At 71.3% G+C, this 26,607-nt stretch carries 24 protein-coding genes, 5 tRNA genes and 1 pseudogene; 12 read left to right on the top strand and 18 right to left on the bottom strand.

The genetic code is table 11. The annotated features are described in order from the left end of the window. Window positions 1-16 precede the first annotated feature (16 nt). Together ABH931_RS16135 and ABH931_RS16130 are read right to left on the bottom strand one after the other, a co-directional pair. Window positions 17-1,042, bottom strand: coding sequence for an ATP-dependent 6-phosphofructokinase (locus ABH931_RS16135; protein ID WP_370113687.1), 1,026 nt, complete (start codon window positions 1,040-1,042; stop codon window positions 17-19). Window positions 1,043-1,117: 75 nt separating this feature from the next. After that, on the bottom strand, window positions 1,118-2,083 hold the full coding sequence (locus ABH931_RS16130; protein ID WP_370113686.1) for a thiamine-phosphate kinase: 966 nt from the start codon (window positions 2,081-2,083) through the stop codon (window positions 1,118-1,120). A gap of 235 nt (window positions 2,084-2,318) precedes the next feature. On the opposite strand from ABH931_RS16130, the gene ABH931_RS16125 reads away from it, so the two are divergent. Both ABH931_RS16125 and ABH931_RS16120 read left to right on the top strand, forming a co-directional pair. Beyond that, window positions 2,319-2,552, top strand: a complete 234-nt coding sequence (locus ABH931_RS16125) for an Lrp/AsnC family transcriptional regulator (RefSeq protein WP_370113685.1) — start codon at window positions 2,319-2,321, stop codon at window positions 2,550-2,552. 20 nt (window positions 2,553-2,572) lie between these two features. Beyond that, window positions 2,573-3,094 carry a DUF3515 family protein gene (locus ABH931_RS16120; RefSeq protein WP_370113683.1) on the top strand — a complete coding sequence of 174 codons (522 nt, stop codon included), beginning with the start codon at window positions 2,573-2,575 and terminating at the stop codon, window positions 3,092-3,094. A gap of 19 nt (window positions 3,095-3,113) precedes the next feature. On the opposite strand, the gene ABH931_RS16115 is transcribed toward ABH931_RS16120, so the two are convergent. From ABH931_RS16115 to ABH931_RS16105, 3 genes are all read right to left on the bottom strand, one after another. Continuing rightward, window positions 3,114-4,262 carry a D-alanine--D-alanine ligase family protein gene (locus tag ABH931_RS16115; RefSeq protein ID WP_370113678.1) on the bottom strand — a complete coding sequence of 383 codons (1,149 nt, stop codon included), beginning with the start codon at window positions 4,260-4,262 and terminating at the stop codon, window positions 3,114-3,116. Window positions 4,263-4,575: 313 nt separating this feature from the next. Next, entirely contained in the window at window positions 4,576-5,580 is a 1,005-nt protein-coding gene (locus ABH931_RS16110; protein WP_370113676.1) for an NAD(P)H-dependent glycerol-3-phosphate dehydrogenase, read from the bottom strand. Continuing rightward, window positions 5,577-6,338, bottom strand: coding sequence for a lysophospholipid acyltransferase family protein (locus ABH931_RS16105; RefSeq protein ID WP_370113674.1), 762 nt, complete (start codon window positions 6,336-6,338; stop codon window positions 5,577-5,579). Before ABH931_RS16105 ends, ABH931_RS16110 begins: the two co-directional genes overlap by 4 nt. 206 nt (window positions 6,339-6,544) lie before the next feature. On the opposite strand from ABH931_RS16105, the pseudogene cofC reads away from it, so the two are divergent. Continuing rightward, a pseudogene (cofC, locus tag ABH931_RS16100) lies at window positions 6,545-7,174 on the top strand (2-phospho-L-lactate guanylyltransferase); the annotation flags it as partial. A 430-nt stretch (window positions 7,175-7,604) separates the two neighbouring features. On the opposite strand, the gene ABH931_RS16095 reads toward cofC, so the two are convergent. The 4 genes from ABH931_RS16095 to leuC all read right to left on the bottom strand — a co-directional run bounded on the left by ABH931_RS16095 (window position 7,605) and on the right by leuC (window position 10,899). Continuing rightward, window positions 7,605-8,324 (bottom strand): HU family DNA-binding protein, encoded by a 720-nt coding sequence (locus ABH931_RS16095; RefSeq protein WP_370113672.1) that lies wholly within the window; start codon window positions 8,322-8,324, stop codon window positions 7,605-7,607. Between the two features lie 124 nt (window positions 8,325-8,448). Beyond that, entirely contained in the window at window positions 8,449-8,727 is a 279-nt protein-coding gene (locus ABH931_RS16090) for a hypothetical protein (RefSeq protein ID WP_370113671.1), read from the bottom strand. A 144-nt stretch (window positions 8,728-8,871) separates the two neighbouring features. After that, window positions 8,872-9,468 (bottom strand): 3-isopropylmalate dehydratase small subunit, encoded by a 597-nt coding sequence (gene leuD / locus ABH931_RS16085; protein WP_370113669.1) that lies wholly within the window; start codon window positions 9,466-9,468, stop codon window positions 8,872-8,874. A 6-nt stretch (window positions 9,469-9,474) separates the two neighbouring features. Beyond that, window positions 9,475-10,899, bottom strand: a complete 1,425-nt coding sequence (gene leuC, locus ABH931_RS16080; RefSeq protein ID WP_370113668.1) for a 3-isopropylmalate dehydratase large subunit — start codon at window positions 10,897-10,899, stop codon at window positions 9,475-9,477. A gap of 178 nt (window positions 10,900-11,077) precedes the next feature. Here leuC and ABH931_RS16075 point away from each other — a divergent pair, with 178 nt between their 5' ends. Continuing rightward, the gene (locus ABH931_RS16075; protein ID WP_370113666.1) at window positions 11,078-11,791 is read left to right on the top strand and encodes an IclR family transcriptional regulator; all 714 of its coding nucleotides are present in this window, start codon (window positions 11,078-11,080) and stop codon (window positions 11,789-11,791) included. Between the two features lie 115 nt (window positions 11,792-11,906). On the opposite strand, the gene ABH931_RS16070 is transcribed toward ABH931_RS16075, so the two are convergent. From ABH931_RS16070 to ABH931_RS16030, 9 genes are all read right to left on the bottom strand, one after another. Beyond that, window positions 11,907-11,978 (bottom strand) — tRNA-Gln (locus ABH931_RS16070). A gap of 31 nt (window positions 11,979-12,009) precedes the next feature. Beyond that, window positions 12,010-13,305 (bottom strand): M48 family metallopeptidase, encoded by a 1,296-nt coding sequence (locus tag ABH931_RS16065; RefSeq protein WP_370113664.1) that lies wholly within the window; start codon window positions 13,303-13,305, stop codon window positions 12,010-12,012. Window positions 13,306-13,364: 59 nt separating this feature from the next. Then, a tRNA-Glu gene (locus ABH931_RS16060) sits at window positions 13,365-13,437 on the bottom strand. A gap of 20 nt (window positions 13,438-13,457) precedes the next feature. Further along, window positions 13,458-13,530: transfer RNA gene (locus tag ABH931_RS16055), tRNA-Glu, on the bottom strand. A gap of 20 nt (window positions 13,531-13,550) precedes the next feature. Continuing rightward, window positions 13,551-13,623, bottom strand: a tRNA-Glu gene (locus ABH931_RS16050). 22 nt (window positions 13,624-13,645) lie between these two features. Continuing rightward, a tRNA-Gln gene (locus ABH931_RS16045) sits at window positions 13,646-13,717 on the bottom strand. 77 nt (window positions 13,718-13,794) lie between these two features. Beyond that, window positions 13,795-14,511 (bottom strand): HAD family hydrolase, encoded by a 717-nt coding sequence (locus tag ABH931_RS16040; protein WP_370113662.1) that lies wholly within the window; start codon window positions 14,509-14,511, stop codon window positions 13,795-13,797. After that, window positions 14,504-15,271: a fumarylacetoacetate hydrolase family protein gene (locus tag ABH931_RS16035; RefSeq protein ID WP_370113660.1), complete on the bottom strand. Its 768-nt coding sequence runs from the start codon at window positions 15,269-15,271 to the stop codon at window positions 14,504-14,506. Before ABH931_RS16035 ends, ABH931_RS16040 begins: the two co-directional genes overlap by 8 nt. A gap of 115 nt (window positions 15,272-15,386) precedes the next feature. Further along, window positions 15,387-15,578: a hypothetical protein gene (locus tag ABH931_RS16030; protein WP_370113658.1), complete on the bottom strand. Its 192-nt coding sequence runs from the start codon at window positions 15,576-15,578 to the stop codon at window positions 15,387-15,389. A 533-nt stretch (window positions 15,579-16,111) separates the two neighbouring features. Between ABH931_RS16030 and ABH931_RS16025 the strand changes: the two genes are divergently transcribed. The 8 genes from ABH931_RS16025 to ABH931_RS15990 all read left to right on the top strand — a co-directional run bounded on the left by ABH931_RS16025 (window position 16,112) and on the right by ABH931_RS15990 (window position 26,566). Further along, the gene (locus ABH931_RS16025; protein WP_370113656.1) at window positions 16,112-19,783 is read left to right on the top strand and encodes an ATP-binding protein; all 3,672 of its coding nucleotides are present in this window, start codon (window positions 16,112-16,114) and stop codon (window positions 19,781-19,783) included. Between the two features lie 15 nt (window positions 19,784-19,798). After that, window positions 19,799-20,212 carry a roadblock/LC7 domain-containing protein gene (locus tag ABH931_RS16020; protein WP_370113654.1) on the top strand — a complete coding sequence of 138 codons (414 nt, stop codon included), beginning with the start codon at window positions 19,799-19,801 and terminating at the stop codon, window positions 20,210-20,212. Between the two features lie 278 nt (window positions 20,213-20,490). Then, window positions 20,491-20,865, top strand: a complete 375-nt coding sequence (locus ABH931_RS16015) for a DUF742 domain-containing protein (RefSeq protein WP_370113652.1) — start codon at window positions 20,491-20,493, stop codon at window positions 20,863-20,865. Continuing rightward, window positions 20,846-21,430, top strand: a complete 585-nt coding sequence (locus ABH931_RS16010) for an ATP/GTP-binding protein (protein ID WP_370113650.1) — start codon at window positions 20,846-20,848, stop codon at window positions 21,428-21,430. Before ABH931_RS16015 ends, ABH931_RS16010 begins: the two co-directional genes overlap by 20 nt. Before the next feature lie 258 nt (window positions 21,431-21,688). Then, a complete protein-coding gene (locus ABH931_RS16005; protein ID WP_370113648.1) occupies window positions 21,689-24,916 on the top strand; it encodes a nitrate- and nitrite sensing domain-containing protein in 3,228 nt (1,075 codons plus the stop codon). Between the two features lie 15 nt (window positions 24,917-24,931). Further along, the gene (locus ABH931_RS16000) at window positions 24,932-25,345 is read left to right on the top strand and encodes a roadblock/LC7 domain-containing protein (RefSeq protein ID WP_042454072.1); all 414 of its coding nucleotides are present in this window, start codon (window positions 24,932-24,934) and stop codon (window positions 25,343-25,345) included. Window positions 25,346-25,410: 65 nt separating this feature from the next. After that, entirely contained in the window at window positions 25,411-25,989 is a 579-nt protein-coding gene (locus ABH931_RS15995; RefSeq protein WP_370113646.1) for a DUF742 domain-containing protein, read from the top strand. Next, window positions 25,970-26,566 (top strand): ATP/GTP-binding protein, encoded by a 597-nt coding sequence (locus ABH931_RS15990; protein ID WP_370113644.1) that lies wholly within the window; start codon window positions 25,970-25,972, stop codon window positions 26,564-26,566. Before ABH931_RS15995 ends, ABH931_RS15990 begins: the two co-directional genes overlap by 20 nt. Window positions 26,567-26,607 lie beyond the last annotated feature (41 nt).

Raw genomic sequence — 26,607 nt, 5'->3', positions numbered from 1 at the left:
GATGGTGCGACGTCCCTCAGAGCACGGCCTCGGCCTCGGTCCAGCGGCCCTCGGGGACGGTCTTGAGCTGGGCGACCGCGTCCGCGATGGGGACGAGGTGGATCTCGGTGCCGCGGAGAGCGGTCATGTGGCCGTAGGCGCCCTTGTGGACCGCCTCCACCGCGTGCCAGCCGAAGCGGGTCGCCAGGACCCGGTCGTGGGCCGTGGGTGTGCCGCCGCGCTGGATGTGGCCGAGGATGACCGGCTTGGACTCCTTGTTGATCCACTGCGCGATCTCACCCGCCAGGCGCGAGCCGATGCCGCCGAAGGTCTGGTGGCCGAACGCGTCCGTGCCGCCGTGCGCGAAGCGCATCGTGCCGGGGGCCGGCTGCGCGCCCTCAGCGACCGCGACGATGGCGAACTTCTTGCCGCGCGAGAACCGCTCCTCGACCATGCAGCAGACCGTCTCGACGTCGAACGGGCGCTCCGGGATGAGGATGCCGTGCGCGCCGCCCGCCATGCCGGCGTGGAGTGTGATCCAGCCGGTGTGGCGACCCATCAGCTCGACGACCATCACCCGCTGGTGGGACTCGGCGGTGGTCTTCAGCCGGTCGATCGCCTCGGTGGCCACCCACACGGCGGTGTCGTGGCCGAAGGTCACGTCCGTGGCGTCGATGTCGTTGTCGATGGTCTTCGGGACCGCGACGACCGGCAGGCCGGCCTCGCTGAACATCCTGGCCGCCGTCAGCGTGCCCTCGCCGCCGATGGCGATCAGGGCGTCGATGCCGACGCTCGCGGCCAGCGCGTGGGCGTTGGCGACGGCCTCCCGCATGCGTTCGCGCTCGACCCGCGCGCTGCCGAGGATCGTGCCGCCGCGGGTCAGGATGCCGGTGACGTCCTCCAGCCCGAGCGGCCGGGTGCGGCCCTCGATGAGGCCGAGGAAGCCGTCCTGGACTCCGAGCACCTCGTCCTGGTGTTCGGTGACCGCCCGGTGCACCACCGAGCGGATCACCGCGTTGAGTCCGGGACAGTCGCCACCGCTCGTCAGCACGCCGATTCGCATAAGGGAAGACTATGCAGAAAGGGGATGCTTCGCCCCACAGCACAAGGGCCCCGACCGGGGGGACTTATCGCCCTCTCAGGCCTGCGCGCCGAAGTGGTCCCATCCGCCGATGCGGTCCCAGGGGGCGCCGTCGACCGTCACCCGTCCGGTGCCGGTCAGGCTCGCGGGGCGGGTCACCTCGCCGACGACGCGCCAGCGCGAGGGCAGGTGGGTGTCGGCCGGGAAGGTCGCGACGAGCGCGTGGTCCTCGCCGCCGGAGAGCACCCACTGGAGCGGGTCGACACCGACCGCCTGGCCGATGTCCGCCATCTGCGCGGGGATGTCGAAGTCGGCGGCCCGCAGGTCGATGTGCACGCCGCTGGCCTCCGCGACGTGGCCGAGGTCGGCCACCAGGCCGTCGCTGACGTCGATCATGGACGTCGCGCCGAGCACGGACGCCGCCGGGCCGGCGTGGTACGGCGGCTCGGGGCGCCGGTGCGCCTCGACGAAGGCACGCGGCGAGCGGAAGCCGCGCGACAGGACGGTGAAGCCCGCCGCGGACCAGCCCAGCCAGCCCGTCACGGCGACCTTGTCACCCGGACGGGCGCCCGAGCGGGTGACCGGGCGACGGCCCTGCAGGTCACCCAGTGCGGTGATGGAGACGGTGATCGCCTCGCCGCGCACGACGTCGCCGCCGACCACGGCCGCGCCCGCCACCTGGCACTCGTCGCGCAGGCCGTCCATGAGCTCCAGCGCCCAGGTGACCGGGAGCTGGGCCGGGACGACGAGGCCCAGCAGCAGCGCGGTCGGGACGGCGCCCATCGCGGCGACGTCGGCCAGGTTCTGTGCGGCGGCCTTGCGGCCCACGTCGTAGGCGGTGGACCAGTCCCGGCGGAAGTGGCTGCCCTCCAGCAGCACGTCGGTGGTGGCCACGACCCGCCCGTCGGGCGCGGCGACGACGGCCGCGTCGTCGCCCGGACCGAGCTCCACGGCCGAGGTCTGCGGCAGCCGGGACGTGAGCTCCCGGATCAGTCCGAACTCACCGAGCTCGCCGACCTGCATGGGTTTCCTTCCGGATCTGGTCAGTACCTGAGACTGTCCTTGAGACTGTTCGGTCGCGGGCGCGCGTCTACGCGCCTCACGCGCGCAGCGTACGCCCTGGGGGCGCGTCGAAGGGCTCCCCTGCGGGCGACGGGGAACGATAGCGTGGCGGTTCCCTCGGTTCCCCCGTTTCCATCGTCGCCGTCGGGGAACCACACCCACGCAAGATCTCCGCTCCGAGCCGCCGGGAGTCCTCGTGGTACAGGCCTACATCCTCATCCAGACAGAAGTCGGCAAGGCGTCCAATGTGGCCGAGGTCATCTCCGGGATCCCCGGAGTGGTCCAGGCCGAGGATGTCACCGGTCCCTATGACGTCATCGTCCGCGCCGAGGCGGAGACCGTCGACGACCTGGGCCGACTCGTCGTGGCGCAGATCCAGCAGGTGGAGGGGATCACCCGCACCCTGACCTGCCCGGTGGTGCACCTGTAAGCACCACGTAGCATCGCGGGGTGACCAGGATCGCCGCCCCGCTCGCGCTGACCGCCGCCACCGCCCTCCTGCTGACCGCCTGCGGCGGTGGCGGGGGCGGACGCGTGCCCGTCGCCGCGCCGACCACCACGGGCGCGGTGGCACAGCAGTGTGTGGCGTTGCAGAAGTCGCTGCCGAAGACGCTGATGGGCCAGGGCCGCCGCGGCACCACCCCCGGCAGCGCGAACACCGCCGCCTGGGGTGACCCGGCGGTGACGCTGCGCTGCGGCGCGGGGATGCCGAGCGTGCTCGACCCGCACTCGAGGAACTACAACCCCGAGGGCGACAATCTGAGCGGCGCGGAGATCGGCGGCGTCTGCTGGGCCTCGGTCCACAACCAGGCCGACAACAGCTTCACCTTCTCCTCGGTGGACCAGCAGGCCATCGTGGAGGTCTTCGTGCCTGCCGCGTACTACGGCAAGCAGTCCCCGCTCAGCGAGCTCGCCCCGGCCGTGGCCAAGGCGAGCCCGCTGGACCCGGACCGCAAGTTCTCGTGCGCCTAGGGTCGGCCGCGCGCGGGGGTCAGCGCAGGCCGGTGGACCGGCGCAGGGCCGCCTGCAGCAGGTGGTCGACCAGCTGCGGGTAGGCGATGCCGCTGGCCTCCCACATCTTCGGGAAGGCCGAGATCGGGGTGAAGCCCGGCATGGTGTTGATCTCGTTGACCACGAACTCGCCGTTCTCCTGCAGGAAGACGTCGACACGGGCCAGGCCCTCGCAGGAGAGCGCCTCGAAGACCTGCACGGCGAGCTCCTGGAGCCGAGCGAGCTCGTCCTCGTTCAGCTTCGCCGGGATCTGCACGTCGCTGGAGTCGATGTACTTGGCCTCGAAGTCGTAGAAGTCGAAGCCCTCGGCGACGAGCACCTCGGCCGGCAGGCTGGCGCGCGGGCCGTCCTCGAACTCCAGAACGCCGCACTCCAGTTCACGGCCGACCACGCCCGCCTCGACGATCACCTTCGGGTCGTGCTCGCGGGCGAACTCGATCGCGCGGACCAGGTCGGCCGGGTCGTTCACCTTGGTGATGCCGATGGAGGAACCGGCCCGGGCGGGCTTCACGAAGACCGGGTAGGCCAGCTCGTTGATGCGGGCGATCGCGGCGTCGCGACCGGTCTTGGTCGCCCACTCGCGCGGCCGCACCACGGTGTACGGGCCGACGGGCAGACCGAAGGCCTGGAGCACCCGCTTGGTGTACTCCTTGTCCATCCCCACCGAGCTCGACAGCACGCCGGAGCCGACGTAGGGCACGCCGGAGAGCTCCAGCAGTCCCTGGAGCGTGCCGTCCTCGCCCCACGGCCCGTGCAGCAGCGGCAGGACGACGTCGACCTCGCCCAGCGCCTTCGGGACCGCGCCGGGCTCGGCGTAGACCACCTCGCGGGCGACCGGGCTGGCGGGCAGGTTCACCTGGCCCTCGGTGGACTCGGCCAGCTGGTCCACGTCGGGCAGCTTGCCGTCGGTGATGGCCATCCGCTCGGGCTCGTCGGTCGTGAGCGCGAACCGGCCGTCATGGGTGATGCCGATCGGCAGCACCTCGTACGCGTCCCGGTCCAGCGCGCGCAGGACGCTGCCGGCGGTGACGACGGAGATGGCGTGCTCGGAGCTGCGGCCGCCGAAGACGACCGCGACGCGGGGCTTGCGCCCTCCGGCGGGACTGGGGGAGGAAGGCTGAGTGCTCATATCCCGTAGGACACTACCCGCACTGTCCAGCGGGGGCGCTCCCGGCACTACCGCAGGGGCGCGAGGAACTGCGCGCGCAGCCACCCTGCGCGGATGGCCCTGCTCGATGAGGACCATCCGCTCGTCAGAGGGGGCACCTTCCGGCCGAAGGCTGGGGGATTGTCGCGCCCACGCAGGGGGCACCTTCCGGCCGAAGGCTGGGGGATTGTCGCGCCCACGCAGGGGGCACCTCCCGGCCGAAGGCTGGGGGAGGAGCCGCAAGTCAGCGGAGCCTCGCGCCCCTGGATGGTGCAACCGGCGCCCTGAAGAAGGCTCAGCGCCGTTCGGGCTTGGCGCTGCGGCCCATGAGTTCCTTGACCGCCTTCCGGGGGGACTTGCCGCCGTGGACGATGTCGACGACCGTCTGGGTGATCGGCATGTCGACGCCGTTGCGCTGCGCCAGATCCAGCACCGAGACGCAGGACTTCACACCCTCCGCCGTCTGCCGCATCGCGGCCGTCGCCTCGGCCAGGGACATGCCGCGGCCGAGGTTGAGGCCGAAGGTGTGGTTGCGCGACAGCGGCGAGCTGCACGTGGCGACCAGGTCGCCCATGCCCGCCAGCCCCGCGAAGGTGTGCGGGTCGGCGCCCATCGCCAGGCCGAGCCTGGTGGTCTCGGCGAGGCCGCGGGTGATCAGGGAGGCCTTGGTGTTGTCGCCGAAGCCCAGGCCGTCGACGATGCCGACCGCCACACCGATGACGTTCTTCACCGCGCCACCGAGCTCGGCGCCGACCACGTCGGTGATCGTGTAGGGGCGGAAGTAGCCCGTCAGGCACGCCGCCTGGAGGCGCCGCGCGGCCGACTCGTCCGTGCACGCGACGACACTCGCCGCAGGCTGACGCTGCATGATCTCGCCCGCCAGGTTCGGCCCGGAGACGACCGCGACCCGCTCCGCGGGCACCTCGGCGACCTCCTGGATGACCTGGCTCATGAGCTTGGCCGTACCGAGCTCCACGCCCTTCATCAGGCTGACCAGCACCGTCTCCGGAGCCAGCAGCGGCGCCCAGTCGGCGAGCAGCGGACGCAGCGTCTGGGAGGGGACGGTGAGGACGGTGAAGTCCGCGTCCGCCGCCGCCTTGGCGGGGTCGGTGGTGGCCGTGATGTTCGGCGGGAGTTCGATGCCCGGGTGGTACTCCGGGTTGGTTCGGGTGCCGTTGATGGCGTCGACGAGCTCCTGGCGACGGCCCCACAGGGTCACGTCGCAGCCGGCGTCGGCGAGGATCATGGCGAAGGCGGTGCCCCAGGAGCCGTATCCGAAGACGGCGCAGCGGGTGGTCACTCGGCGGGCTCCTTCTCGTTCTCCTCCGAGCCCATCTCCTGCGAGCCCTCCGCCTGGCCCTGCGGCGCGCGCGACTTGGCCATGTCGAAGCGCTCGGACGGGGCCTTCTCCCCGCGCAGCTGCTCCAGCAGGGCGGTGATGTCGTTCATGATGGCGTCCGTCGCCTCGCGCAGGACCGCCCCGGTGATCTCCTCGCCACGCCAGCGGTCGAGGTCCACGGGCGGCCCCGCGACGACCATGACGGTCTTTCGGGGGAAGGGCTTGAAGCGGCGGTTGCCCTTCCCGCCCTTCGCGTAGCGCGGCATGATCTCGTGCGCGCCCCACTGGGCCACCGGGATGACGGGAGCTCCGGTCGTCAGCGCGACGCGCGCCGCACCGGTCTTGCCGGTCATCGGCCACAGGTCCGGGTCGCGCGTGAGCGTTCCCTCGATGTAGAACGCGACGCATTCACCGGAGTCGACGGCGTCGATCGCGGCGCGGAAAGCCTGCGTCGCGTCGGTGGAACCGCGGTACACCGGGATCATCTTTGCGCCGTGCAGAATCTGCTTGACCCCCGGCAGCTTGAAGACGCCGGCCTTCGCCAGAAATCGCGCAGGGCGACCGGAGTCGTACTGATAGTGCCCGTAGACGAGCGGATCCAAATACGAGTTGTGGTTGATCGCGGTCAGGAATCCGCCCTCGACAGGAATGTTCTCGTAACCGCGCCAGTCCCGCTTGGTCATCGCGAACAGCGGCGGCTTCGCGATCACCGCGGCCAAGCGGTACCAGAAGCCGTATCTGCGGCGCGCCGCCCTGGTGCTGGAGCCGGGCACGAGCACTCCTCCTTCGCGCGCCGTCCCGCGTGGGGCCGACGGTGATTCTTAACGTTCAACCGCACAAGTGTCGCCCCTGCCTCGTCGGACTGTCGAGGCGCCCCCGCCGGTAGAGCCCGTCCGGGTGCCTGTTCCGGGCACAATGGGCGCCGATGACGACCCCGAAGACGACCGCGGGCACCACCGTGGTGATCCCGCTGAAGCCACCCGCCGAGGGCAAGTCGCGCCTCGCGCCGGTGGTCGGGGCGCTCCGGCCGCGACTGGCCCTCGCCTTCGCGCTCGACACCGTCGCGGCGGCGTGGGCGTGCCCGGCGGTGGCCCGGGTGGTGGCCGTCTGCGACGACGAGCAGGCGGGCGCGCAGTTGGCCCTGGCCGGGGCCGTGGTCGTACCCGACTCCCCCGGCGCGGGCCTGAACGCGGCGCTCGCCCACGGCGCGCGGTACGCGCGGGAGGCGCTGGGCGCGGGGGCGGTGGCGGCGATGTCCGCGGACCTGCCGGCGCTGCGGCCGGCGGAACTGGCCCGCGTGCTGGGCGCGGCGAGCGCGCATCCGCGGGCGTTCCTGGCGGACACGCAGGGCGTCGGGACGACGCTGCTGGCGGCGGCGCGGGGCGTGCCGCTCTCACCCTTGTTCGGGGGCGCGTCGCGTGCGGCGCACGCCGCGTCGGGCGCGGTGGAGCTCGGACTGGACGGCGTGGCGAGCGTGCGCCGCGACGTCGACACGGGCGAGGACCTCCGCGTGGCCCTGGCCCTGGGCGCGGGCCGGCACACGCTGACTACGCTTGGCCTCATGCAGGCGACCGCGTACACGTACTCCCCCGACAGCCGCAGCGGCCAGGTCCTCCTGGACGACGGCACCCCGCTCCCCTTCGACGCGGCGGCCTTCGACGCGGGCGGCTTGCGCCTCCTGCGGCCGGGCCAGCGCGTCCGCATCGAGACCGAGGGCAACGGCGCGAACCGCCGCATCACGCTCATCACACTGCAGACCTTCTAGGCAAACGGCTCAGCTGCACCACCCAGGGGCGCGAGGAACTGCGCGACAAGCCACCCACCCACGTAGCGCGCCGAACGAGCAGGGCCATCCGCTCATCAGTGGTTTCCCGCGCAGTTCCTCGCGCCCCTGGCGGCTCCGCCGCCGAATGCACCGAGGGGCACGTGGACCCGGGTGGGTTCGCGTGCCCCTGCGGTGAGGTGTGCTCGACGTGGCCGGTGGCTTACTTGGCCGTGGCCTTCTTGGCGGGAGCCTTCTTCGCCGTGGTCTTCTTGGCCGCCGGGGTGGCCTTCTTCGCCGTCGTGGCCTTCTTCGCCGCGGGGCGGGAGGTGCTGGCGGTGACCGTCTTCTTCGCCGGAGCCTTGACCGCCGCGGTGGTCTTCTTCGCAGCGGCCGTGGTCTTCTTCGCGGCCGCGGTCTTCGCCGTGGTCGCCTTCTTCGCCGGCGTGGCCTTCTTCGCGGCCGTGGTGGCGGCCGCAGCCGCCGTGGCCTTCTTGGCGGCGGCCTTCTTGACCGTCGGCGTGGTCTTCTTCGCCGTGACCTTCTTGGCCGCGGCAGCGGCCTTCTTCGCCGCCGGAGAGCCGACCGGAGCCGCCATGCCCGTCTTGCCCGGGGTCAGCGAGCCCTTGGGGGCCTTGCGGACCGAGACACCCGTCTTCGGGAGCTTCTTCGAGCCGCTGACCAGGTCCTTGAAACCCTGACCCGGGCGGAACCGCGGAACGGCGGTCTTCTTGACCTTGACCTTGTCACCGGTCTGCGGGTTACGGGCGAACCGCGCGGCGCGGTCCACCTTCTCGAAAGTGCCGAAACCGGTCACGGACACGCGGTCACCCGCGGTCACGGCACGCACGATGGTGTCGAGCACAGCATCAACTGCCTCTGCGGCGGCGCGACGGCCACCAAGCTGCTCGGCTACCGCTTCAACAAGCTGCGCCTTGTTCACGTCTTCCCCTTCGGAAACGGAAGCCCGGAAGATTCTTCTGGGCAATTCGCACGTTAGGCATGTATATACGCCATTTCAATAACCAAACGGGCGCATCACCCTTGTGTCGCAATGGATTCGGGTTTCAGCCCGTCGTCCGACCGGTCGGCCGGGGGCCGTCCAGGTCCGCTACGAAACGCGCCAACCTCCGTGCGGCTTCCGGGAGATCGCGTTTCGCCGCCTCCGTCACCATGAGCAACGAACGGGTCAACGCGGCTCTCTCCGCGTCCGACACGTCCAGAGCACGCACACGGGCGTGTGCATCCTTGAGTCGTCGTGCGACCAGCCCGTACAGCTCGACGTCCGCGGCCTCCTCGATCAGCTCCGCGTCGTCGCCACCCGGGGGCGGGTCACTGGGACTCATGCGGAGATTGTGCCACTCAAGGCCAGTTGTCTCCTGCTTGCGCCTGCCGATGACCTTACACAGAGTCACCCGGACGACAGCAGGCAGCCCCCCGGTGGACACCGGGGGGCTGCCTGGATGTGGCGAAAAACCGCTGCTGAGAGATCAGCCGACGGGCGTGGTGGTCGGCTTGAAGGACGGCCGCGCGGCCTCGTAGGAGGCGATGTCCGCCTCCTGCTGGAGGGTGATGGAGATGTCGTCCAGACCGTTCAGCAGACGCCAACGGACGTTCTCGTCCAGCGCGAACGAGGCGGTGACGCCCTCCGCGCGGACCTCGCGGGCCTCCAGGTCGACGGTCACCTCCGCCTGCGGGTCGGCCTCGACGACCGCCCACAGCCGCTCCACGGTCTCCTGCGGCAGGATCACCGTCAGCAGGCCGTTCTTCAGGGAGTTGCCGCGGAAGATGTCCGCGAAGCGGGAGGAGATGACGGTCTTGAAGCCGTAGTTCTGCAGCGCCCAGACCGCGTGCTCGCGGGAGGAGCCGGTGCCGAACTCGGGGCCCGCGATCAGGACCGTCGCGCCCTGACGCTCCGGGCGGTTGAGGACGAACGCGTCGTCCTTGCGCCAGGCCTCGAACAGGCCGTCCTCGAAGCCGTTGCGGGTGACCTTCTTGAGCCAGTGCGCCGGGATGATCTGGTCGGTGTCGACGTTGCTGCGGCGCAGCGGGACGGCCCGGCCGGTGTGCGAGGTGAACTTCTCCATGGCTGCTCAGGCCTCCACGAGCTGCTGGGCGTCGGACAGGTCGGCGGGCGAGGCCAGGTGGCCCAGCACCGCGGTGGCGGCGGCCACCTGGGGGCTGACCAGGTGGGTGCGCCCGCCCTTGCCCTGGCGGCCCTCGAAGTTGCGGTTGGAGGTGGACGCGCAGCGCTCACCGGGGGCCAGCTGGTCGGGGTTCATGCCCAGACACATCGAGCAACCGGCGTGGCGCCACTCGGCACCGGCGGCGGTGAAGACCTTGTCCAGGCCCTCCTCGATCGCCTGGAGGGCGACGCGGACGGAGCCCGGGACGACCAGCATCCGCACGCCGTCGGCGATCCGGCGGCCCTCGACGATCGCGGCGGCGGCGCGCAGGTCCTCGATGCGGCCGTTGGTGCAGGAGCCGACGAAGACCGCGTCGACCTTCACCTCGCGCAGCGGGGTGCCGGCCGTGAGGCCCATGTACGTCAGGGCGTTCTCGGCGGCGATGCGCTCCTGCGGGTCCTCGAAGGACGCCGGGTCCGGCACGTTCGCGCCCAGCGGCGCGCCCTGGCCCGGGTTGGTGCCCCAGGTGACGAACGGCGACAGGGAGGCCGCGTCGATGAGGACCTCGGCGTCGAAGACCGCGTCCTCGTCGGTGGCCAGGGTCTTCCAGTACGCCACGGCGGCGTCCCAGTCCTCGCCCGTGGGGGCGTGGTCGCGGCCCTGGAGGTAGGCGAAGGTGGTCTCGTCCGGGGCGATCATGCCGGCACGGGCGCCGGCCTCGATCGACATGTTGCAGACGGTCATCCGGGCCTCCATGGACAGGCCCCGGATCGCCGAACCGCGGTACTCCAGGACGTAGCCCTGGCCGCCGCCGGTGCCGATCTTCGCGATGACCGCCAGGATCAGGTCCTTGGCGGTGACGCCGTCGGGCAGCTCGCCCTCGACCGTGATGGCCATCGTCTTCGGGCGGTCCATCGGCAGCGTCTGCGTGGCCAGCACGTGCTCGACCTGGCTGGTGCCGATGCCGAAGGCAAGCGCGCCGAACGCGCCGTGGGTGGAGGTGTGCGAGTCGCCGCAGACCACGGTGGTGCCGGGCTGGGTCAGTCCCAGCTGCGGTCCCACCACGTGGACGACACCCTGCTCTACGTCGCCCAGCGAGTGCAGGCGGACGCCGAACTCGGCGCAGTTGGCGCGCAGCGTCTCCAACTGGACCTTGGACACCGGGTCCGCGATCGGCTTGTCGATGTCGAGAGTCGGGGTGTTGTGGTCCTCGGTGGCGATGGTGAGGTCCGTGCGACGCACCTTGCGGCCGGCGAGGCGCAGGCCGTCGAAGGCCTGCGGGCTGGTGACCTCGTGCAGCAGGTGAAGATCGATGAAGAGCAGGTCGGGCTCGCCCTCGGCGCGCCGAACGACGTGGTCGTCCCAGACCTTCTCCGCGAGTGTGCGTCCCATCGCTGTCCCTCCGACCGGCTACGTCGCCGGTCAAGCCGTCGATTACGTGGCGTCTGCTTGGCGAAAGCTCCTGTGGGAGCCCCCTGGATGCCCCTGGGGAGCCCCTGTTCCTCCAGAGTGACGCAGTTCCCAGAAGATTGAACTTGCGTCTCGCGATCCGAGACTGCAATATCAGGGCATGGACAACTCTAGTGGCGTCGGCGTTCTCGACAAGGCTGCTCTGGTGCTGAGCGCGCTGGAGTCCGGCCCCGCGACCCTGGCCGGGCTGGTCTCGGCCACCGGCTTGGCGCGTCCCACCGCGCACCGCCTGGCGGTCGCCTTGGAGCACCACCGCCTGGTCACCCGTGACATGCAGGGCCGCTTCATCCTGGGGCCCCGCCTCTCCGAGCTCGCCGCCGCGGCGGGCGAGGACCGGCTGCTGGCCACGGCCGGCCCGGTGCTCACCCACCTGCGCGACGTGACGGGCGAGAGCGCGCAGCTGTACCGGCGGCAGGGCGATCTCCGTATCTGTGTGGCCGCCGCCGAGCGGCTCTCCGGCCTGCGGGACACCGTCCCGGTGGGCTCCACGCTCCCGATGAAGGCCGGTTCGGCCGCGCAGGTGCTGCTCGCCTGGGAGGAGCCCGAGCGACTGCACCGTGGTCTCCAGGGTGCGCGCTTCACCGCGACCGCGCTCTCCGGCGTGCGACGCCGCGGCTGGGCGCAGTCCATCGGCGAGCGCGAGCCCGGCGTGGCCTCCGTCTCGGCGCCCGTGCGCGGGCCGTCCAACCGGGTCGTGGCGGCGGTTTCCGTCTCCGGCCCGATCGAGCGCCTGACCCGTCACCCGGGCCGGCTGCACGCCCAGGCCATCGTCGAGGCGGCCGCCCGCCTCACCGACGCGCTGCGTCGCGCCTGACCCCCACGTACCAGAAGGGGCGGACCGCTACGGCGGTCCGCCCCTCGGTCGTTCGTTCCCAGGGCACAAAAAAGGCCCTCGATGAGGGCCTCTTCAAAGCTGGGCTGTTCAAAAGCTGGGGTACCAGGACTCGAACCTAGACTAAATGAACCAGAATCACTCGTGCTGCCAATTACACCATACCCCAGTGACGGTCCGCGGACCGCCGGAGGAAGATACTACCCGAAAACCGGGACGTGGTTGACCGCCACCCGCAGCTCCCCGACCAGGGCGACCAACGCGGCCGCGCCGCCCTCCGGCAGCGGGCTCCCGTCCGCGCGGACCGCGCGCAACGGCGCCGCCCAGTCGGCGATCCACCGGACGTGCCCGGCGGCGGCGAGCGCGTCCAGAGCGACCGACTGGACCGCGAGGTCGGGCAGGCCACCTTCCTCCCAGAGCCCGATGACCCGCGCCAGGTCGCCCGCGCCCCCGGCCCGGACCGAGACCGGCAGCGCCACACGGATGTTGGCGGTCCGTCCGGCCGTGTGGAAGTACTCCGCCCAGTCCAGCGGACGGGCCTTCACGATGTCGCGCCCCAGCAGGAGTTCGGCCGCGCGATCCAGTACCTCGTCCGCGTCGCGGAGGAGTTCGAGCGCGGGCCGGTCGTCGGCCGCGACGGACGGCGCTCCCGAGCGGCGCGCCAGCGCGTCCAGGCGACGCCGGAGGCCTGGATGGGTGAGCCGGGGATCCTCCTGCTCCGCCAGGACGGCGCGCAGATGCGCCTCACGCTCGACGGCGCGGGAGGGGTCCGCGAACAGCGCGGCCAGACCGCGGTAGAGCTGCCGGGGCCGGACCCCGGCCAGGACGCCCGGCTCCAGGTAGTCGGCCGCATAGCGCCGCTCGGCCCAGCCCCACGCGATGATGGCGCGCAAGGCCGAGGCCATGGCCGCCGGGCCGGCCACCCGGGCACCCATCGCGTCGCAGGCCAACTCCTCACGGCGGGCCAGCGCGAGGCGCAGCCGCCGCCGCAGGAGGCGCTCGTGCGCGCGACGCGCGAGCCGCAGGTGCGGGCCACGACGGACATGGCCGAACTCGTGCCCGAGAACCGCGGTCAGCTCACCGACGGACATGCCGAGCAGCAGGGGTACGCCCAGCATCAGGCGCGGGCGCTGGGCCGGCCCGTACTGGCGCACGCTCGCGCCGGTACCGGCGTGAAGCTCGATCGACTCGGGCAGCTCGGCGCCGCAGGCGCGGGCGGTCCGCTCGAGCAGCTCCCACAGCCCCGGCTGCTCCACCCGGGTCAGTTCGAGCCGCGCCTCGTGCAGGCGCTGCAACCGGTCCTCGCGCTCGGCGCGGCGCCGGTGGGTGACGACCTGGCGGGCCACCAGGCCGAGCACCACGGGCAGGAGGAGGAACACCGCCCCGCCGACATCCACCCCGGCGTCCGCCCGTTCGGTCAGCAGAATGCTGAATCCCCAGGCCAGATAGAGCACAACAGCCGCCAGGCCGCCGACTGCGGCCAGAAATCCGCGCACAACCCCACCCCTGAAATGCAAAAGAGCTCCGGATCATATCCGGAGCTCTTTTCCTTCGGTACCCCCGACCGGATTCGAACCGGCGCTACTGCCGTGAGAGGGCAGCGTGCTAGGCCGCTACACAACGGGGGCGTTGGTCCTTGCGGACCGAGTACCCCCGACCGGATTCGAACCGGCGCTACTGCCGTGAGAGGGCAGCGTGCTAGGCCGCTACACAACGGGGGCGTTGGTCCTTGCGGACCGAGTACCCCCGACCGGATTCGAACCGGCGCTACTGCCGTGAGAGGGCAGCGTGCTAGGCCGCTACACAACGGGGGCGAGATCAATATGAATTTGTGAGCTGGGGTACCAGGACTCGAACCTAGACTAACTGAACCAGAATCAGTCGTGCTGCCAATTACACCATACCCCATCGCACTGTCCAGAGGATCTTGGTGAGAGCTTCTCGGCTCTCCCGCGTTCCGTCCGGGCGGCGCAACAAGAAGAACACTACAGGACGGTGGCCGACGCTCCAAAATCGATAACCCGCAGCAGCTCCGGCAGGTCAGCGAGGGTGTCGATCCGGTGTACGCCGTCACCTCCGCCGAGGCCGCGCCGGTCCAGCCAGACCGCCCGCAGCCCCGCCGCCAGCGCACCCCGGGCGTCGGTCGTCAGCTTGTCGCCCACGTAGACCACCTGGGCGGGCGGCAGGCCGAGCGCCGCGCAGCCGGCCCAGAAGGCCTGCGCAGCGGGCTTGGCGTGCCCGATCTCGTCCGAGCAGACGAGCGAGGAGAACCGGTCGCGCAGGCCGATCGCAGCCAGCTTGTCCTCCTGGTACCGGCTGGAGGAGTTGGAGAGCAGCCCGTGCCGGTACCCCGGCAGGGCGTCCAGCGCGGGTATCACGTCGTCGAAGACGCGGCGATGACGGGTGAAGGCGTCCAGGTAACCGGCGAACCACGCGTCGGGGTCCCGGGTGGCGCGGCCGATCCGGCCGAGGAACGCCTCGACGCGGACCCGGCGCTGCTCCTGGAAGCCGAGCTCGCCGGCGAGGAACCGCTCGTAGACGGCCTCGACGTCGGCGCTCCACAGCGCGTGCGCCTGCTCGGGGGAGGCGAACTCCCCCAGCAGGCCCAGATTCGTGAGGTGCGCCAGGATGCCCGCGCGTTCGGCACCCGAGTAGTCGAAGAGGGTGTCGTCGATGTCCCAGAGGACACCGACCTCAGCCACGCTTGACCACGCGGTTGCTCAGCGTGCCGACGCCCTCGACGGTGACCGCGACCTCGTCGCCGACGGCCAGCGGGCCGACCCCGGCCGGGGTGCCGGTGAGGATGACGTCGCCGGGGAGCAGCGTCATCGCGTCGGAGATGTGGACGATCAGGTCGGCGATCGAGCGGACCATCTGCGAGGTGCGGCCGGCTTGGCGCAGCTCGCCGTTGACCGTGCAGGTGATCGCGAGGTCGGCCGGGTCGAGCTCGGTCTCGATCCACGGGCCCAGCGGACAGGCGGTGTCGAAGCCCTTGGCGCGGGCCCACTGGCCCTCGCGCTGCTGGACGTCGCGCGCGGTGACGTCGTTGGCGCAGGTGTAGCCGAGGATCACGTCGTTCACCCGGGCGTGCGGCACCTCTCGGCACATCCGGCCGATGACGACGGCCAGCTCGGCCTCGAACTGCACGTCGGAGGAGAACGGCGGGTAGGCGATGTTCTCGGTGGGGCCGATCACCGAGGTGGAGGGCTTGAAGAAGGTGAGCGGCGCCTCGGGCACCTCGTTGCCCAGCTCGGCGGCGTGGGCGGCGTAGTTGCGGCCCACAGCCACGATCTTGCTGGGCAGCATCGGCGACAGCAGCCGCACCTGGGACAGCGGCAGCACCACGCCGGTGGGCTGGAGCTCGCCGAACGGGTGGCCGGCGAGCGCGGCGACGGTCTCGGCCTCGGCGTCGACGGCGCCGAAGGTGACCTCTCCCTCGTGGGTGTACCTGGCGATGCGCACGGTGCGAACGTCTCCTCGGAGCAGAACGGGTGGAACGCGATCCACATTAGTCCGGGCAACGGAAAGGGCCCCGCCATGGCGGGGCCCCTCAGTACTGCTCGGTCCGCGAGACTGCTCAGTCCGCGAGGACGGCCTCGGGGGCGACCATCAGGTTGGTGCGGCGCGGGTTGGCCGTCTGCTGCGGGAGCTCCGTCGGCTGCTCGGCGGAGGGGCGCAGCGCGGGGCCGCCGTCGGCCGGCAGCGCGTCGAGCTTGGTCCGGCGCGGGTTGGCCGTGGGACGGAAGCTCATGGTCGTCTTGAAGGTCACCGGGGACTCACCTTGGTCTCGATCGGGAGGGGGCGCTTGCTGTGCCCGCATCCAGGATCTCATTCCACAGGTGGACCATTCGGCACCACCTCATAACCTGTGAGCTTGGTCACTTTCAAGCACTTCCGACCCGACAGTTACGACATTGAGGCCTCTTCCATAAGTGCCGCATAAAGCCCATATCGGACAAAATCATGACGGGGCGTCACCCTGCAGCCCCCGATTCGAGCGCACGCATGTCCGAAACGTACGGTTTCCCCGGCCTCATTTCACACGCTCCGTCACATCAACCTCACCAGTCGTCACCGCTCCCGCTACCCAGCGTCGCCCCTTGTTGGAGATCGGGGCCTGTGCTGGAATGCCACGGACCGCCGGAGCCCGTCCCTCCCCCAGCAACAGCTCGGCACCGGGGCGCGACACGGCGGCACAGGGCGCGACTCGGACCCGACCGGGGTCCACGCCCTCCGAGAAACTCGACACCGTTCCGCCGCTGTGCGCAGCGGGGGACGCCTGGTCCAGAGGTTGCGACGCTAGTGCAGGGACGTATCAAGAGGGGTGGCGGCGCGGGCAACCCGGCGGACCGCGGAGCAGCTGGCAACCAGCAGCCGTCGCCGAATGCCCCCCACGCCGCCGAGGGCCCCCGCCCCGGGCCCACGTCTAACCGCCCCGGCCCCGAGGCCGGTCCGGGCGGCGCGCCCGGCAAGGGCGACAAGAACGCCAAGGCCGACAAGAAGCGCGGTCCCTCCGGTGCGGGCCGAACAGGCCCGCTCAGCCCGGCGAAGTCCGGGCGGACGCGGCGTTTCTCGCTCGGCAACTGGCGCATCCGGACCAGGCTGACCGCGCTTCTGATCCTCCCCGTGATCGCGGCCATCGTCCTCGGTGGCCTGCGTATCCAGGGCTCGCTCCAGACGCAGCAGCAGCTCGACAACGTCGCCAAGCTCGGTGAGGTCGCCCAGGCCGCCACCATGCTCGCCACCGCGCTCGAGACCGAGCGTGACGACATGGCGGTGGCGAGCGGTGTCCAGGGCGTGGCGCCGAAGAGCAACAGCACCGTCATCTACGACATGCTGCAGACCCAGAAGCGCAACCAGCGTCTGAGCAACCTGATCGACTCGCTCGACAAGTCGCAGCTGCCCGGCAACGGTGTCGACATCGTCTCGGTCCAGGCCAAGCTGGGCCAGCTCAGCAACATCGAGCAGGGCGCGTTCCAGTGGACGTCCGGCGGTGGCGACCTGCAGAAGACGGTCGCCCAGTTCGACAGCCTGATCACGCCGCTGACGCAGGTCACCCAGGACCTCGCCCTCGCCTCCTCGAACCTGCAGCTGGTCCAGGCGACCCGTTCGCTCCAGGCGTTCACGCAGTGGCACGAGGACATGGCCATCGTCCGTTCCGTGCTCCTCGGCGCTCTCGCCTACACCCCGGAGAACGCCACCAACGGACCGCAGCCGAACCTCTCGCAGAGCGACAAGCAGTACGCCCTGGCCGCCTTCACGGACGCCAAGACCGCGACGCTCGAGTTCCAGTCCCTGTACGGCACGACCCAGGCCGGCGACCTGATCAACTCCTGGCAGAACAACACCAACATCGCCGAGTCCAACCGCTGGGCCGGCCTGGTGCTGAACGCCAAGAACGGCTTCGCCGGCGTGACGGAGCAGCTGGACGCGCAGAACTGGTACGCCCGTTCCGGCACGCAGATGCTGCAGATGAGCCAGGACGAGTCCTTCCTGGTCCAGGAGCTCAACACCACCTCGTCCGACCTGCGCTCGCAGGCGCAGACCGACGCGTACGCCAACGCCGGTCTGATCGCCGCGGTTCTCCTCGTCGCCATCCTCGGCGCCGCCCTGGTGGCCCGCTCGATGGTGCGCACGCTGGCCAAGCTGCAGCAGACCGCCGAGGACGTCGCCGAGCACTCGCTGCCGGAGATGGTCCGCAAGCTGTCCGAGTCCGACCCGCAGGACGTCGACGTCACGATCCAGCCGATCGGTATCGACACCACGGACGAGATCGGGCACGTGGCCCGAGCCTTCGACAAGGTCCACAGCCAGGCCGTCCGACTCGCCGCCGAGCAGGCCCTGCTCCGAGGCAACATCAACGCGATGTTCACCAACCTCTCGCGCCGCTCGCAGGGTCTGATCCAGCGCCAGCTGGCGATGATCTCGGAGCTGGAGTCGCGCGAGGCCGACCCGGACCAGCTGGCCCAGCTGTTCAAGCTCGACCACCTCGCGACGCGTATGCGCCGTAACGGTGAGAACCTCCTCGTCCTCGCGGGTGAGGACCCGGGCCGCCGCTGGACCCGTCCGGTCCCGCTGGTCGACGTGCTCCGTGCCGCCGCCTCCGAGGTGGAGCAGTACGAGCGCATCGAGCTGGCCTCGGTGCCGTCGGCCGAGGTCGCCGGCCGCGTCGTCAACGACCTCGTGCACCTGCTCGCCGAGCTGCTCGAGAACGCCACCTCGTTCTCCAGCCCGCAGACCCGGGTCAAGGTCACCGGTCACGCGCTGCCCGACGGCCGCGTGCTGATCGAGATCCACGACACCGGTATCGGTCTCTCCCCCGACGACCTGGCCGAGATCAACGAGCGCCTGGCGAACCCGCCGGTGGTGGACGTCTCCGTCTCCCGCCGCATGGGCCTCTTCGTGGTCGGTCGACTCTCGCTGCGTCACGGCATCCGGATCCAGCTGCGCCCGAGCGACTCGGGCGGCACCACCGCGCTGGTCATGCTGCCGGTGGACGTCACCAACGTCGCCGAGCGTCGCGCCGGCGGTCCCGGTGGCGCCGGTGCCAAGGCCGCCCCGGCGGCCCCGCAGCGCCCGGCCGCTCCCGCCGCGCCGCAGCGCACCCCGCTGGCCTCCGGCCCGCAGGGCGGCTCGGACGGCCGTGGCGGCCGTCCCTCCCTGCCGCAGCAGGGTCAGCCGCACCTGGGCCTGCCCCAGGGCGGCCCGGCTCCCGCGCCGCAGGGCGGTCTGCCGCAGCGCGGTGGCCAGCCGACCGACGGCCGCGGCCTGCCGACCGGCCCGGGTGCGGGTCTGCCCGGCCAGGCGGGTCCCTCGGGTCAGGACGGCGGATACGGCCAGCCGTTGCCGCAGCGCGGCGCCCCGGCGCCCCAGGCCCAGCCGCAGCCCCAGCAGGGCTTCGGCCAGCCCGGTCAGCCCGGCGGCTACGACTCCAGCCGCACCGACGGCCGCGGCATCCCGCTGCCGAACCTCGGCCAGGGTGGCCAGCCCGGCCAGTCCGTCCAGGACGCCGGCTTCGGCCAGCCGCTGCCGCAGCGCGGCGCCCCGGCGCCGCAGCAGCAGCCCGCCCCGCAGCAGTTCGGCGGTCGCGGTGACGCCGGCTACGGCCACGAGCCGTCCCCGTACGCCGAGCAGCCGCAGCACGGCTCCCCGGCCGGTGGTCGTCCTGCTCCGCAGCCCATGAGCCAGCCCTCGCCGATGGGCCAGCCCACCTCGATAGCGGAGAGCACCGCGCAGTTCGCGCGGCCGCGCTTCGACGAGGAGCCGCCAGCCCGTCCGGTGCCGCCGGCGCCGGTCCCGCTGCAGCCGCAGCCCGCGCCGCAGCCGGACTACGGCAACGACCCGCTCACCCGGGCCCTGCCGCCGGCGAACGAGTCCGCCGCTCCGTCGCCGATCTTCGAGCAGATGGAGACCACCTGGTTCCGCGCCGGTCGCGCCGAGCGCATGCGCGGCGTCCAGGTGTCCGAGAACCAGGGCGGCGCCCAGCAGGCCTCCGGCACCGCGCAGTTCGGCGGCCCGTCGGCCACCGGCCAGTTCGACACGAGCCAGTTCCAGACGGGCCAGCCCACCGGCCAGAACACCGGCCAGTTCGCCACCGACCAGTTCGGCGGCGGCCGTCCGGCCCAGCCCCAGGCTCCGGCCGGTGCGACCGGGGTCTCCGGGATGGCTCCCGAGCAGGCGCCGTGGCGCAGCTCGGCCAACGACGAGACGTGGCGCCGCGCCGAGCAGGTGCGCGAGCCCAGCGCCGGTGGCGTGATGCCCTCCGGTCTGCCGCGTCGGGTGCCCAAGGCCAACCTGGTCCCGGGCACGGCGGAGTCGCAGGCCCTTCCCGGTCCGCAGGTCTCCCGGTCTCCCGACGAGGTCCGCGGACGTCTCACCAACCTGCGTCGCGGTATCCAGCAGGGCCGCGCACAGGGCACGGCCGGTCCCGGTCAGGGCAACGGCCCGTACGGCAGCAACCCCCAGGAGCGTTGAGCCAAGATGAGTCAGATGAGCCCAGCGGCCCAGAACCTCAACTGGTTGATCACCAACTTCGTCGACAATACCCCCGGGGTGTCGCACACCGTGGTCGTGTCGGCCGACGGTCTGCTGCTCGCCATGTCCGAGGGCTTCCCCCGCGACCGGGCCGACCAGCTCGCCGCCGTCGCCTCCGGCCTCACCTCGCTGACCCAGGGTGCGGCCCGGATCTTCGAGGGCGGCAAGGTCTCGCAGACCGTGGTGGAGATGGAGCGCGGCTTCCTCTTCCTCATGGCGGTCTCGGACGGTTCGTCCCTGGCGGTCCTCTCCTCCCCGGACAGCGACATCGGCCTGGTCGGCTACGAGATGGCGCTGCTGGTCGACCGCGCCGGAACCGTCCTCACCCCGGCCCTGCGCGCCGAACTCCAGGGCAGCCTGCTCCACTGAGGCACCATCGGCTCCGGTCCGGCGAGGACCGGAGCCAGGTGAGAGATAGGCCACCTCGGTCCGTGAATCCCGGCGCCGCCGGGACTCGCGGGCCGAGGGCCCCGTACACTCCGGTGCCACTCGTGCCAGGGCATTCGTCCGGACACGGTGGAACAGCACCGACCGAGCCCCGCTAGCAGCAGCACCGCAACCAGCACCACGCCCAACCCGGATCGACAGGCACCACCCACCCTCGCCGCGGAAAGGCACGACGGCCGCTGCAGCACTAGGAGGACTGAATGACTTCACCGCACGGAGGCCAGAGCGGCGCTCGGCAGCCGCTTGTACGTCCCTACGCGATGACCGGCGGCCGTACCCGTCCGCGCTACCAGCTCGCCCTCGAGGCGCTGGTGACCAGCACGCCCCAGGCCTACCGCTCGGGGACGCTGCTGCCGGAGCACGCGCGGATCGTCGACCTGTGCCGCGAGGTGAAGTCGGTGGCGGAGGTCTCCGCCCTGGTCCCCATGCCCCTGGGTGTCGCCCGCATCCTCGTCGCCGACCTGGCCGAGGCCGGCCTGGTCGCCATCCACCAGCCTGCGGCCGCCTCCGACAACGGTGGCGCGCCCGATGTCACGCTGCTCGAAAGGGTGCTCAGTGGACTTCGCAAGCTCTAGTCCGGCCACCGCCACCAGGGCCACCACCTCCGCGAAGATCGTGGTGGCGGGTGGCTTCGGCGTGGGCAAGACCACCCTCGTCGGTGCCGTGTCCGAGATCAACCCGCTGCGGACCGAGGCCGTGATGACCTCGGCCTCGGCCGGGATCGACGACCTGACCCACGTCGGCGGCAAGACCACGACCACGGTCGCCATGGACTTCGGCCGCATCACCCTCGATGCGGACCTGATCCTCTACCTGTTCGGCACCCCGGGCCAGGACCGCTTCTGGTTCATGTGGGACGACCTGGTCCGCGGCGCCATCGGCGCCGTCGTCCTGGTCGACACCCGCCGCCTGGCCGACTGCTTCCCGGCGATCGACTACTTCGAGAACAGCGGCCTGCCGTTCGTCGTGGCCCTCAACAACTTCGACGGCTTCGTCACGCACAGCCCCGAAGAGGTGCGCGAGGCCCTGCAGTTGGGCCCGGACACCCCCATCATCGCCACCGACGCCCGGCGGCGGGACAGCGCCAAGTCGACGCTCATCACGCTCGTCGAGCACGCGCTGCTGGCCCGTCTCCGCTGAGAACGCGCGCCGAACTTTCTATAACGGTTCGACACGCATTTCCCACCCAGCTCTCACCATCGGTAGGCGAATGCGCACGCTCCGCATAGCGGGGCGCTGGCATTCGCCGTCCGTGGGTGTTTATGTCCCATTTACACCAGGATCCCTGTGAACCGGAGGGTGTTTGGCCAAGGCCATTCGCCCGTGCTGAAATGCCAGCCACCGCCGGATGACCCCCGGATGCACGACAAGGCCGCCCCGGCCGAGAGGTTGAGTCGAGTGAGCCACAACGAGGCAGCTCCAGGCGCCGGAAGCGCGCCCCAGGTCCGGCCTGCGGGTCGGCTCTCCCTGAGCAACCGCCGCCTGCCCTTCAAGCTGATCGCGATCCTCCTGGTCCCGGTCCTGGCAGCGCTCGCCTTCGCCGGGCTACGGGTGCAGAGCTCCTACACCGCCTGGCAGCAGGCCCAGGACGCGCAGAAGGTCGCCAAGCTGGTCGAGGCGGCCACCGAGGTCACCCAGGCCATCGACCAGGAACGTGACGGGTCGATCCCCTACCTCATGACGCCCGGATCGGCCGCGGGCAAGGTCGACCCGCAGGTGCAGACGCTGCGGGACAACACCACCGCGGCCATCGCGCAGTTCGACTCGCTGGCAGCCGACGCGCCGAACGTCGGCCATGTGCGCGACCGCATCGCCGCGGCCGAGCAGCAGCTCAAGAACATCGACACCCTGCGCAAGGCGGACTACAGCAAGCCGGGAACCACGACCGAGGAGGCCTACTCCTCCCTCTTCTCCGCGCTCCAGGGTCTCGACAACGAACTCGTCTTCGGCAACGGCAGCAGCATCAACTCCGACGGCCGCGCGATCTACGCGATCACGCTGGCCAAGGACGCGATGTCCATCGAGCGCGCCATCGTGCTGCACATGCTGCTGGAGAAGTACACGGCCGGCACCAGCGCGAAGCTGACCGCGGCCTACGGCGGCCAGCAGGTCCGTGCCTTCAGCTACTACTACCTCGAGGGCATCGCCCAGAACGAGTTCGCCAACGCGGCCGACCCGACCTTCGTGGCCGCGCTCAACCAGGGCCTGCAGAACGTGCAGACGGCCCTGGAGAGCGTGGGGCAGCAGCAGGCCGCGGCCGCGCAGTCCAACGGTGGCACCGCCAAGAAGGCCCTGGGCATCCAGGACATGGTCGGCATCATGTACTCGGCGCCGGACCCGGCGCACGCGCGGGCGGCAGGCGTCACCGCGCAGCTGTGGGGCGCCGAGACCAAGGCCGTCTTCGACGCGCTGCACACGGTCGAGACCAAGCTCGTCGCCGACGCGGTCACCCAGGCGTCCTCGCAGGCCTCCCAGGCGCGCAACGACGCCATCATGAACGGCGCCATCGTGCTCGTCGCGGTGCTACTGGCCAGCGTGATGACCGCCCTGGTCGCCCGCTCGATGATCCGCAGCATGCGCCGCCTGCGGGACGGCGCCCAGCAGGTCGCCCAGCAGCGCCTGCCCGACCTGGTGCGCCAGCTCTCCAAGACCGACCCCGGCAAGGTCGACCTGACGGTCGAGCCGATCCAGGTGTCCGGCAAGGACGAGATCGCCGAGGTCGCCCGCGCCTTCGACGAGGTCCACCGCGAGGCCATCCGACTCGCCTCCGAGCAGGCCCTGCTCCGTGGCAACGTCAACGCGATCTTCACCAACCTCTCCCGTCGTTCGCACGGCCTGATCGAGCGGCAGCTGTCGCTGATCACGGACCTGGAGAACAACGAGGCCGACCCGGACCAGCTGGAGAACCTCTTCAAGCTGGACCACCTGGCCACCCGTATGCGCCGCAACGGCGAGAACCTCCTCGTCCTCGCCGGCGAGGACCCGGGCCGCAACTGGGGTGAGCCGATCCCGCTGGTGGACGTGCTGCGCGCGGCCGCCTCCGAGGTGGAGCAGTACGAGCGCATCGAGCTGGCCGGCATACCCGAGACCGACGTCATCGGTCCCGCCGTCACCGACCTCGTGCACCTGCTCGCCGAGCTGCTGGAGAACGCCACCACCTTCTCCAGCCCGCAGACCAAGGTGCGCGTCACCGCGACCCGCCTGCCCGACCAGCGCGTGCTGGTCGAGATCCACGACAAGGGCATCGGCCTCACCTCCGAGGACTTCGCCGAGATCAACGCGAAGCTGGCCGACCCGCCGACCGTGGACGCCTCCGTCTCGCGTCAGATGGGCCTCTTCGTGGTCGGCCGCCTGTCCGAGCGGCACGGCATCCGCGTCCAGCTGCGTCCCTCCGGCGAGTCCGCCGGCACCACCTCGCTGGTCATGCTGCCCGAGCGGCTGACCCTGGCGGCCGGTGCCGTCGAGCCCGAGGAGCAGTTCACCGTCTCCCGGATCTACCCGGACGCCGCGCAGGGCGCGGGCATGCCGGGCATGCGCACCGCGAGCGAGCTCGGCTTCGACGACAGCCGCTACGAGCGGGCCCTGGAGCCCGGTGAGCAGGCCGGCGCGCTCGACTCCGTGCAGCGCTCGCTGCGCCTGGGCCAGCGCCGCCAGCAGGTGGCGATCGAGCCCGCCGACTCCCCCGCCGGCTACGGCGAGCCCGCGCAGGCGCCCGCCGCCGAGTACGGCTACGGCTCCGAGTACGGCACACAGGAGTACCCCGACGCCGGGCAGTACGCGGGCGGCTTCGACGCCGGGTACGGCCCGGAGTTCGAGACGGACACCCGCGGCGACTACTCCGCACAGTACGGTTCCGGTTACGCCCAGGGGTTCGGCGCGGAGACCGCGTCGGGCCACCCGCAGAACCTGGACGGTAGCCACGCTCGCGGCCACCAGCCCGCGTCGTCCTACCCGGCCCCGGACGCCGGTTACGAAGCCGGGCGCTACACCGCCCAGCACTTCGAGACCGGAGTGACGGAACACCAGAGCTACGGCACGGACTTCGCCGAGGACACCTACCTGACCCCCGGCGCCACGCCCGGCATGCAGCACTACGGCACCGGCGCACCCGCCTACGAGCCCGGCCCTGCCCCCACGCAGAGCCAGCCGCCGGCCGGCGGCGCGAGCGGTCTGCCCACCCGGCGGCCCGGCGCGGCCCTCGGTGGCGGCGCGATCGGTGGCCGGGAGACCGGCGAGCGTCCCAACTGGTTCACCGGTGCCAAGGAGAGCGGCCAGACCACCAGCGCCATGCCGGTCATGCCGCCCGCCCAGGGCCGCCCCGCGGCGGCACTGCCGGCGGCCGGCCCGACCAGCTCCGGGCCGCGGGACGTCGTGAGCAGTGGCACCACCACCTCCGGTCTGCCGCGCCGCGTGCCCAAGCAGAACCTGCTCCCCGGGCAGATCGCGGACCCGAACGGCACAGGTACCCCCGATCTGCCCGCGTCGCAGCCCCCGCTTTCCCGTTCCCCCGAGGAGGTCCGGGGCAGGCTCACCAACCTGCGTCGCGGCATCCAGCAAGGTCACAACGCGGGCGACACCCCCCACCAGGGCTCTGGCCCGTACGGCACCAACCCCCAGGAGCGTTGATCCAAGATGAGTCAGATGAGCCAGGCGGCCCAGAACCTCAACTGGTTGATCACCAACTTCGTCGACAACACCCCCGGGGTCTCGCACACCGTGGTCGTGTCGGCCGACGGTCTGCTGCTCGCCATGTCCGAGGGCTTCCCCCGCGACCGGGCCGACCAGCTCGCCGCCGTCGCCTCCGGCCTCACCTCGCTGACCCAGGGCGCGTCCCGGATCTTCGAGGGCGGCAAGGTCGCGCAGACCGTGGTGGAGATGGAGCGCGGCTTCCTCTTCCTCATGGCGGTCTCCGACGGCTCGGCCCTGGCCGTGCTGGCCTCCCCGGACAGCGACATCGGCCTCGTCGGTTACGAGATGGCCCTGCTGGTCGACCGCGCCGGAACCGTCCTCACCCCGGCCCTGCGCGCCGAACTCCAGGGCAGCCTGCTGCACTGAACCGGCGTCACCACCTGACGCCACGCGAGCCGCGTCCAAATCCAGATCGTTCGTGAGGAGGAACCGTGACACCGCCCGAGGACCAGAACGGCCAGTACGGCGCTGCCTATCCGGGAACAGGCCATGACGCGTTCGGCGGTCTCGCCGGCGGCTACGCCCCGGCCTCTGGGTACCCCGGTTACGACCAGGCGCCCCACGCCGGGCAGTCCGGTTACTGGCAGGACCAGCAGCCACAGGAGTGGCAGCCCCAGTCCGCCCCTCTCGGGGGCCGCCCCCAGGCGCCGGAGCCGGACCACCACGACGACGAGCCGCTCATCCGCCCCTACGCGATGACCGGCGGCCGGACGCGTCCGCGCTACCAGCTGGCCATCGAGGCGCTCGTCTCGACGACCGCCGCTCCGGAGCGGATCGGTTCCCTGCTCCCCGAGCACCAGCGGATCTGCACCCTCTGCATGGACATCAAGTCGGTCGCCGAGATCTCGGCGCTGCTGAACATGCCGCTGGGTGTGGCCCGCATCCTCGTCGCGGACCTCGCCGAATCCGGCCTGGTCGCGATCCACCAGCCCGCCGCCGGGGGCGAATCCGGCGGAACGCCTGATGTGACACTGCTCGAAAGGGTGCTCAGTGGACTTCGCAAGCTCTAGGCCGACTGCCCCGGCCGCGACCGGGGGCCGCAGCACGACCTCCGCGAAGATCGTGGTGGCGGGCGGCTTCGGCGTGGGCAAGACGACCCTCGTCGGCGCGGTCTCCGAGATCAACCCGCTGCGGACCGAGGCCGTGATGACCTCGGCCTCGGCCGGGATCGACGACCTCAGCCACGTCAGCGGCAAGACGACCACCACGGTCGCCATGGACTTCGGCCGCATCACCCTGGACGAGGACCTGATCCTCTACCTGTTCGGCACCCCGGGCCAGGACCGCTTCTGGTTCATGTGGGACGACCTGGTCCGCGGCGCCATCGGCGCCGTCGTGCTCGTCGACACCCGCCGCCTGGCCGACTGCTTCCCGGCGATCGACTACTTCGAGAACAGCGGCCTGCCGTTCATCGTCGCGATCAACGCCTTCGACGGCAGCCAGACGCACACCCCGGACGAGGTCCGCGAGGCTCTCCAGCTGAGCCACGAGACCCCGATCATCACCACCGACGCCCGCCGTCGCGACAGCGCCAAGTCCGCGCTGATCACGCTGGTCGAGCACGCGCTGCTGGCCCGCCTGCGCTGACCGGCACGTCCACCGAAAGGGCGCGGGGAACTCTCCCCGCG

The organism is Streptacidiphilus sp. MAP12-33 (assembly GCF_041261265.1).
GTDB lineage: Bacteria > Actinomycetota > Actinomycetes > Streptomycetales > Streptomycetaceae > Streptacidiphilus.
This window is presented reverse-complemented; position numbering and strand designations above follow the sequence as displayed.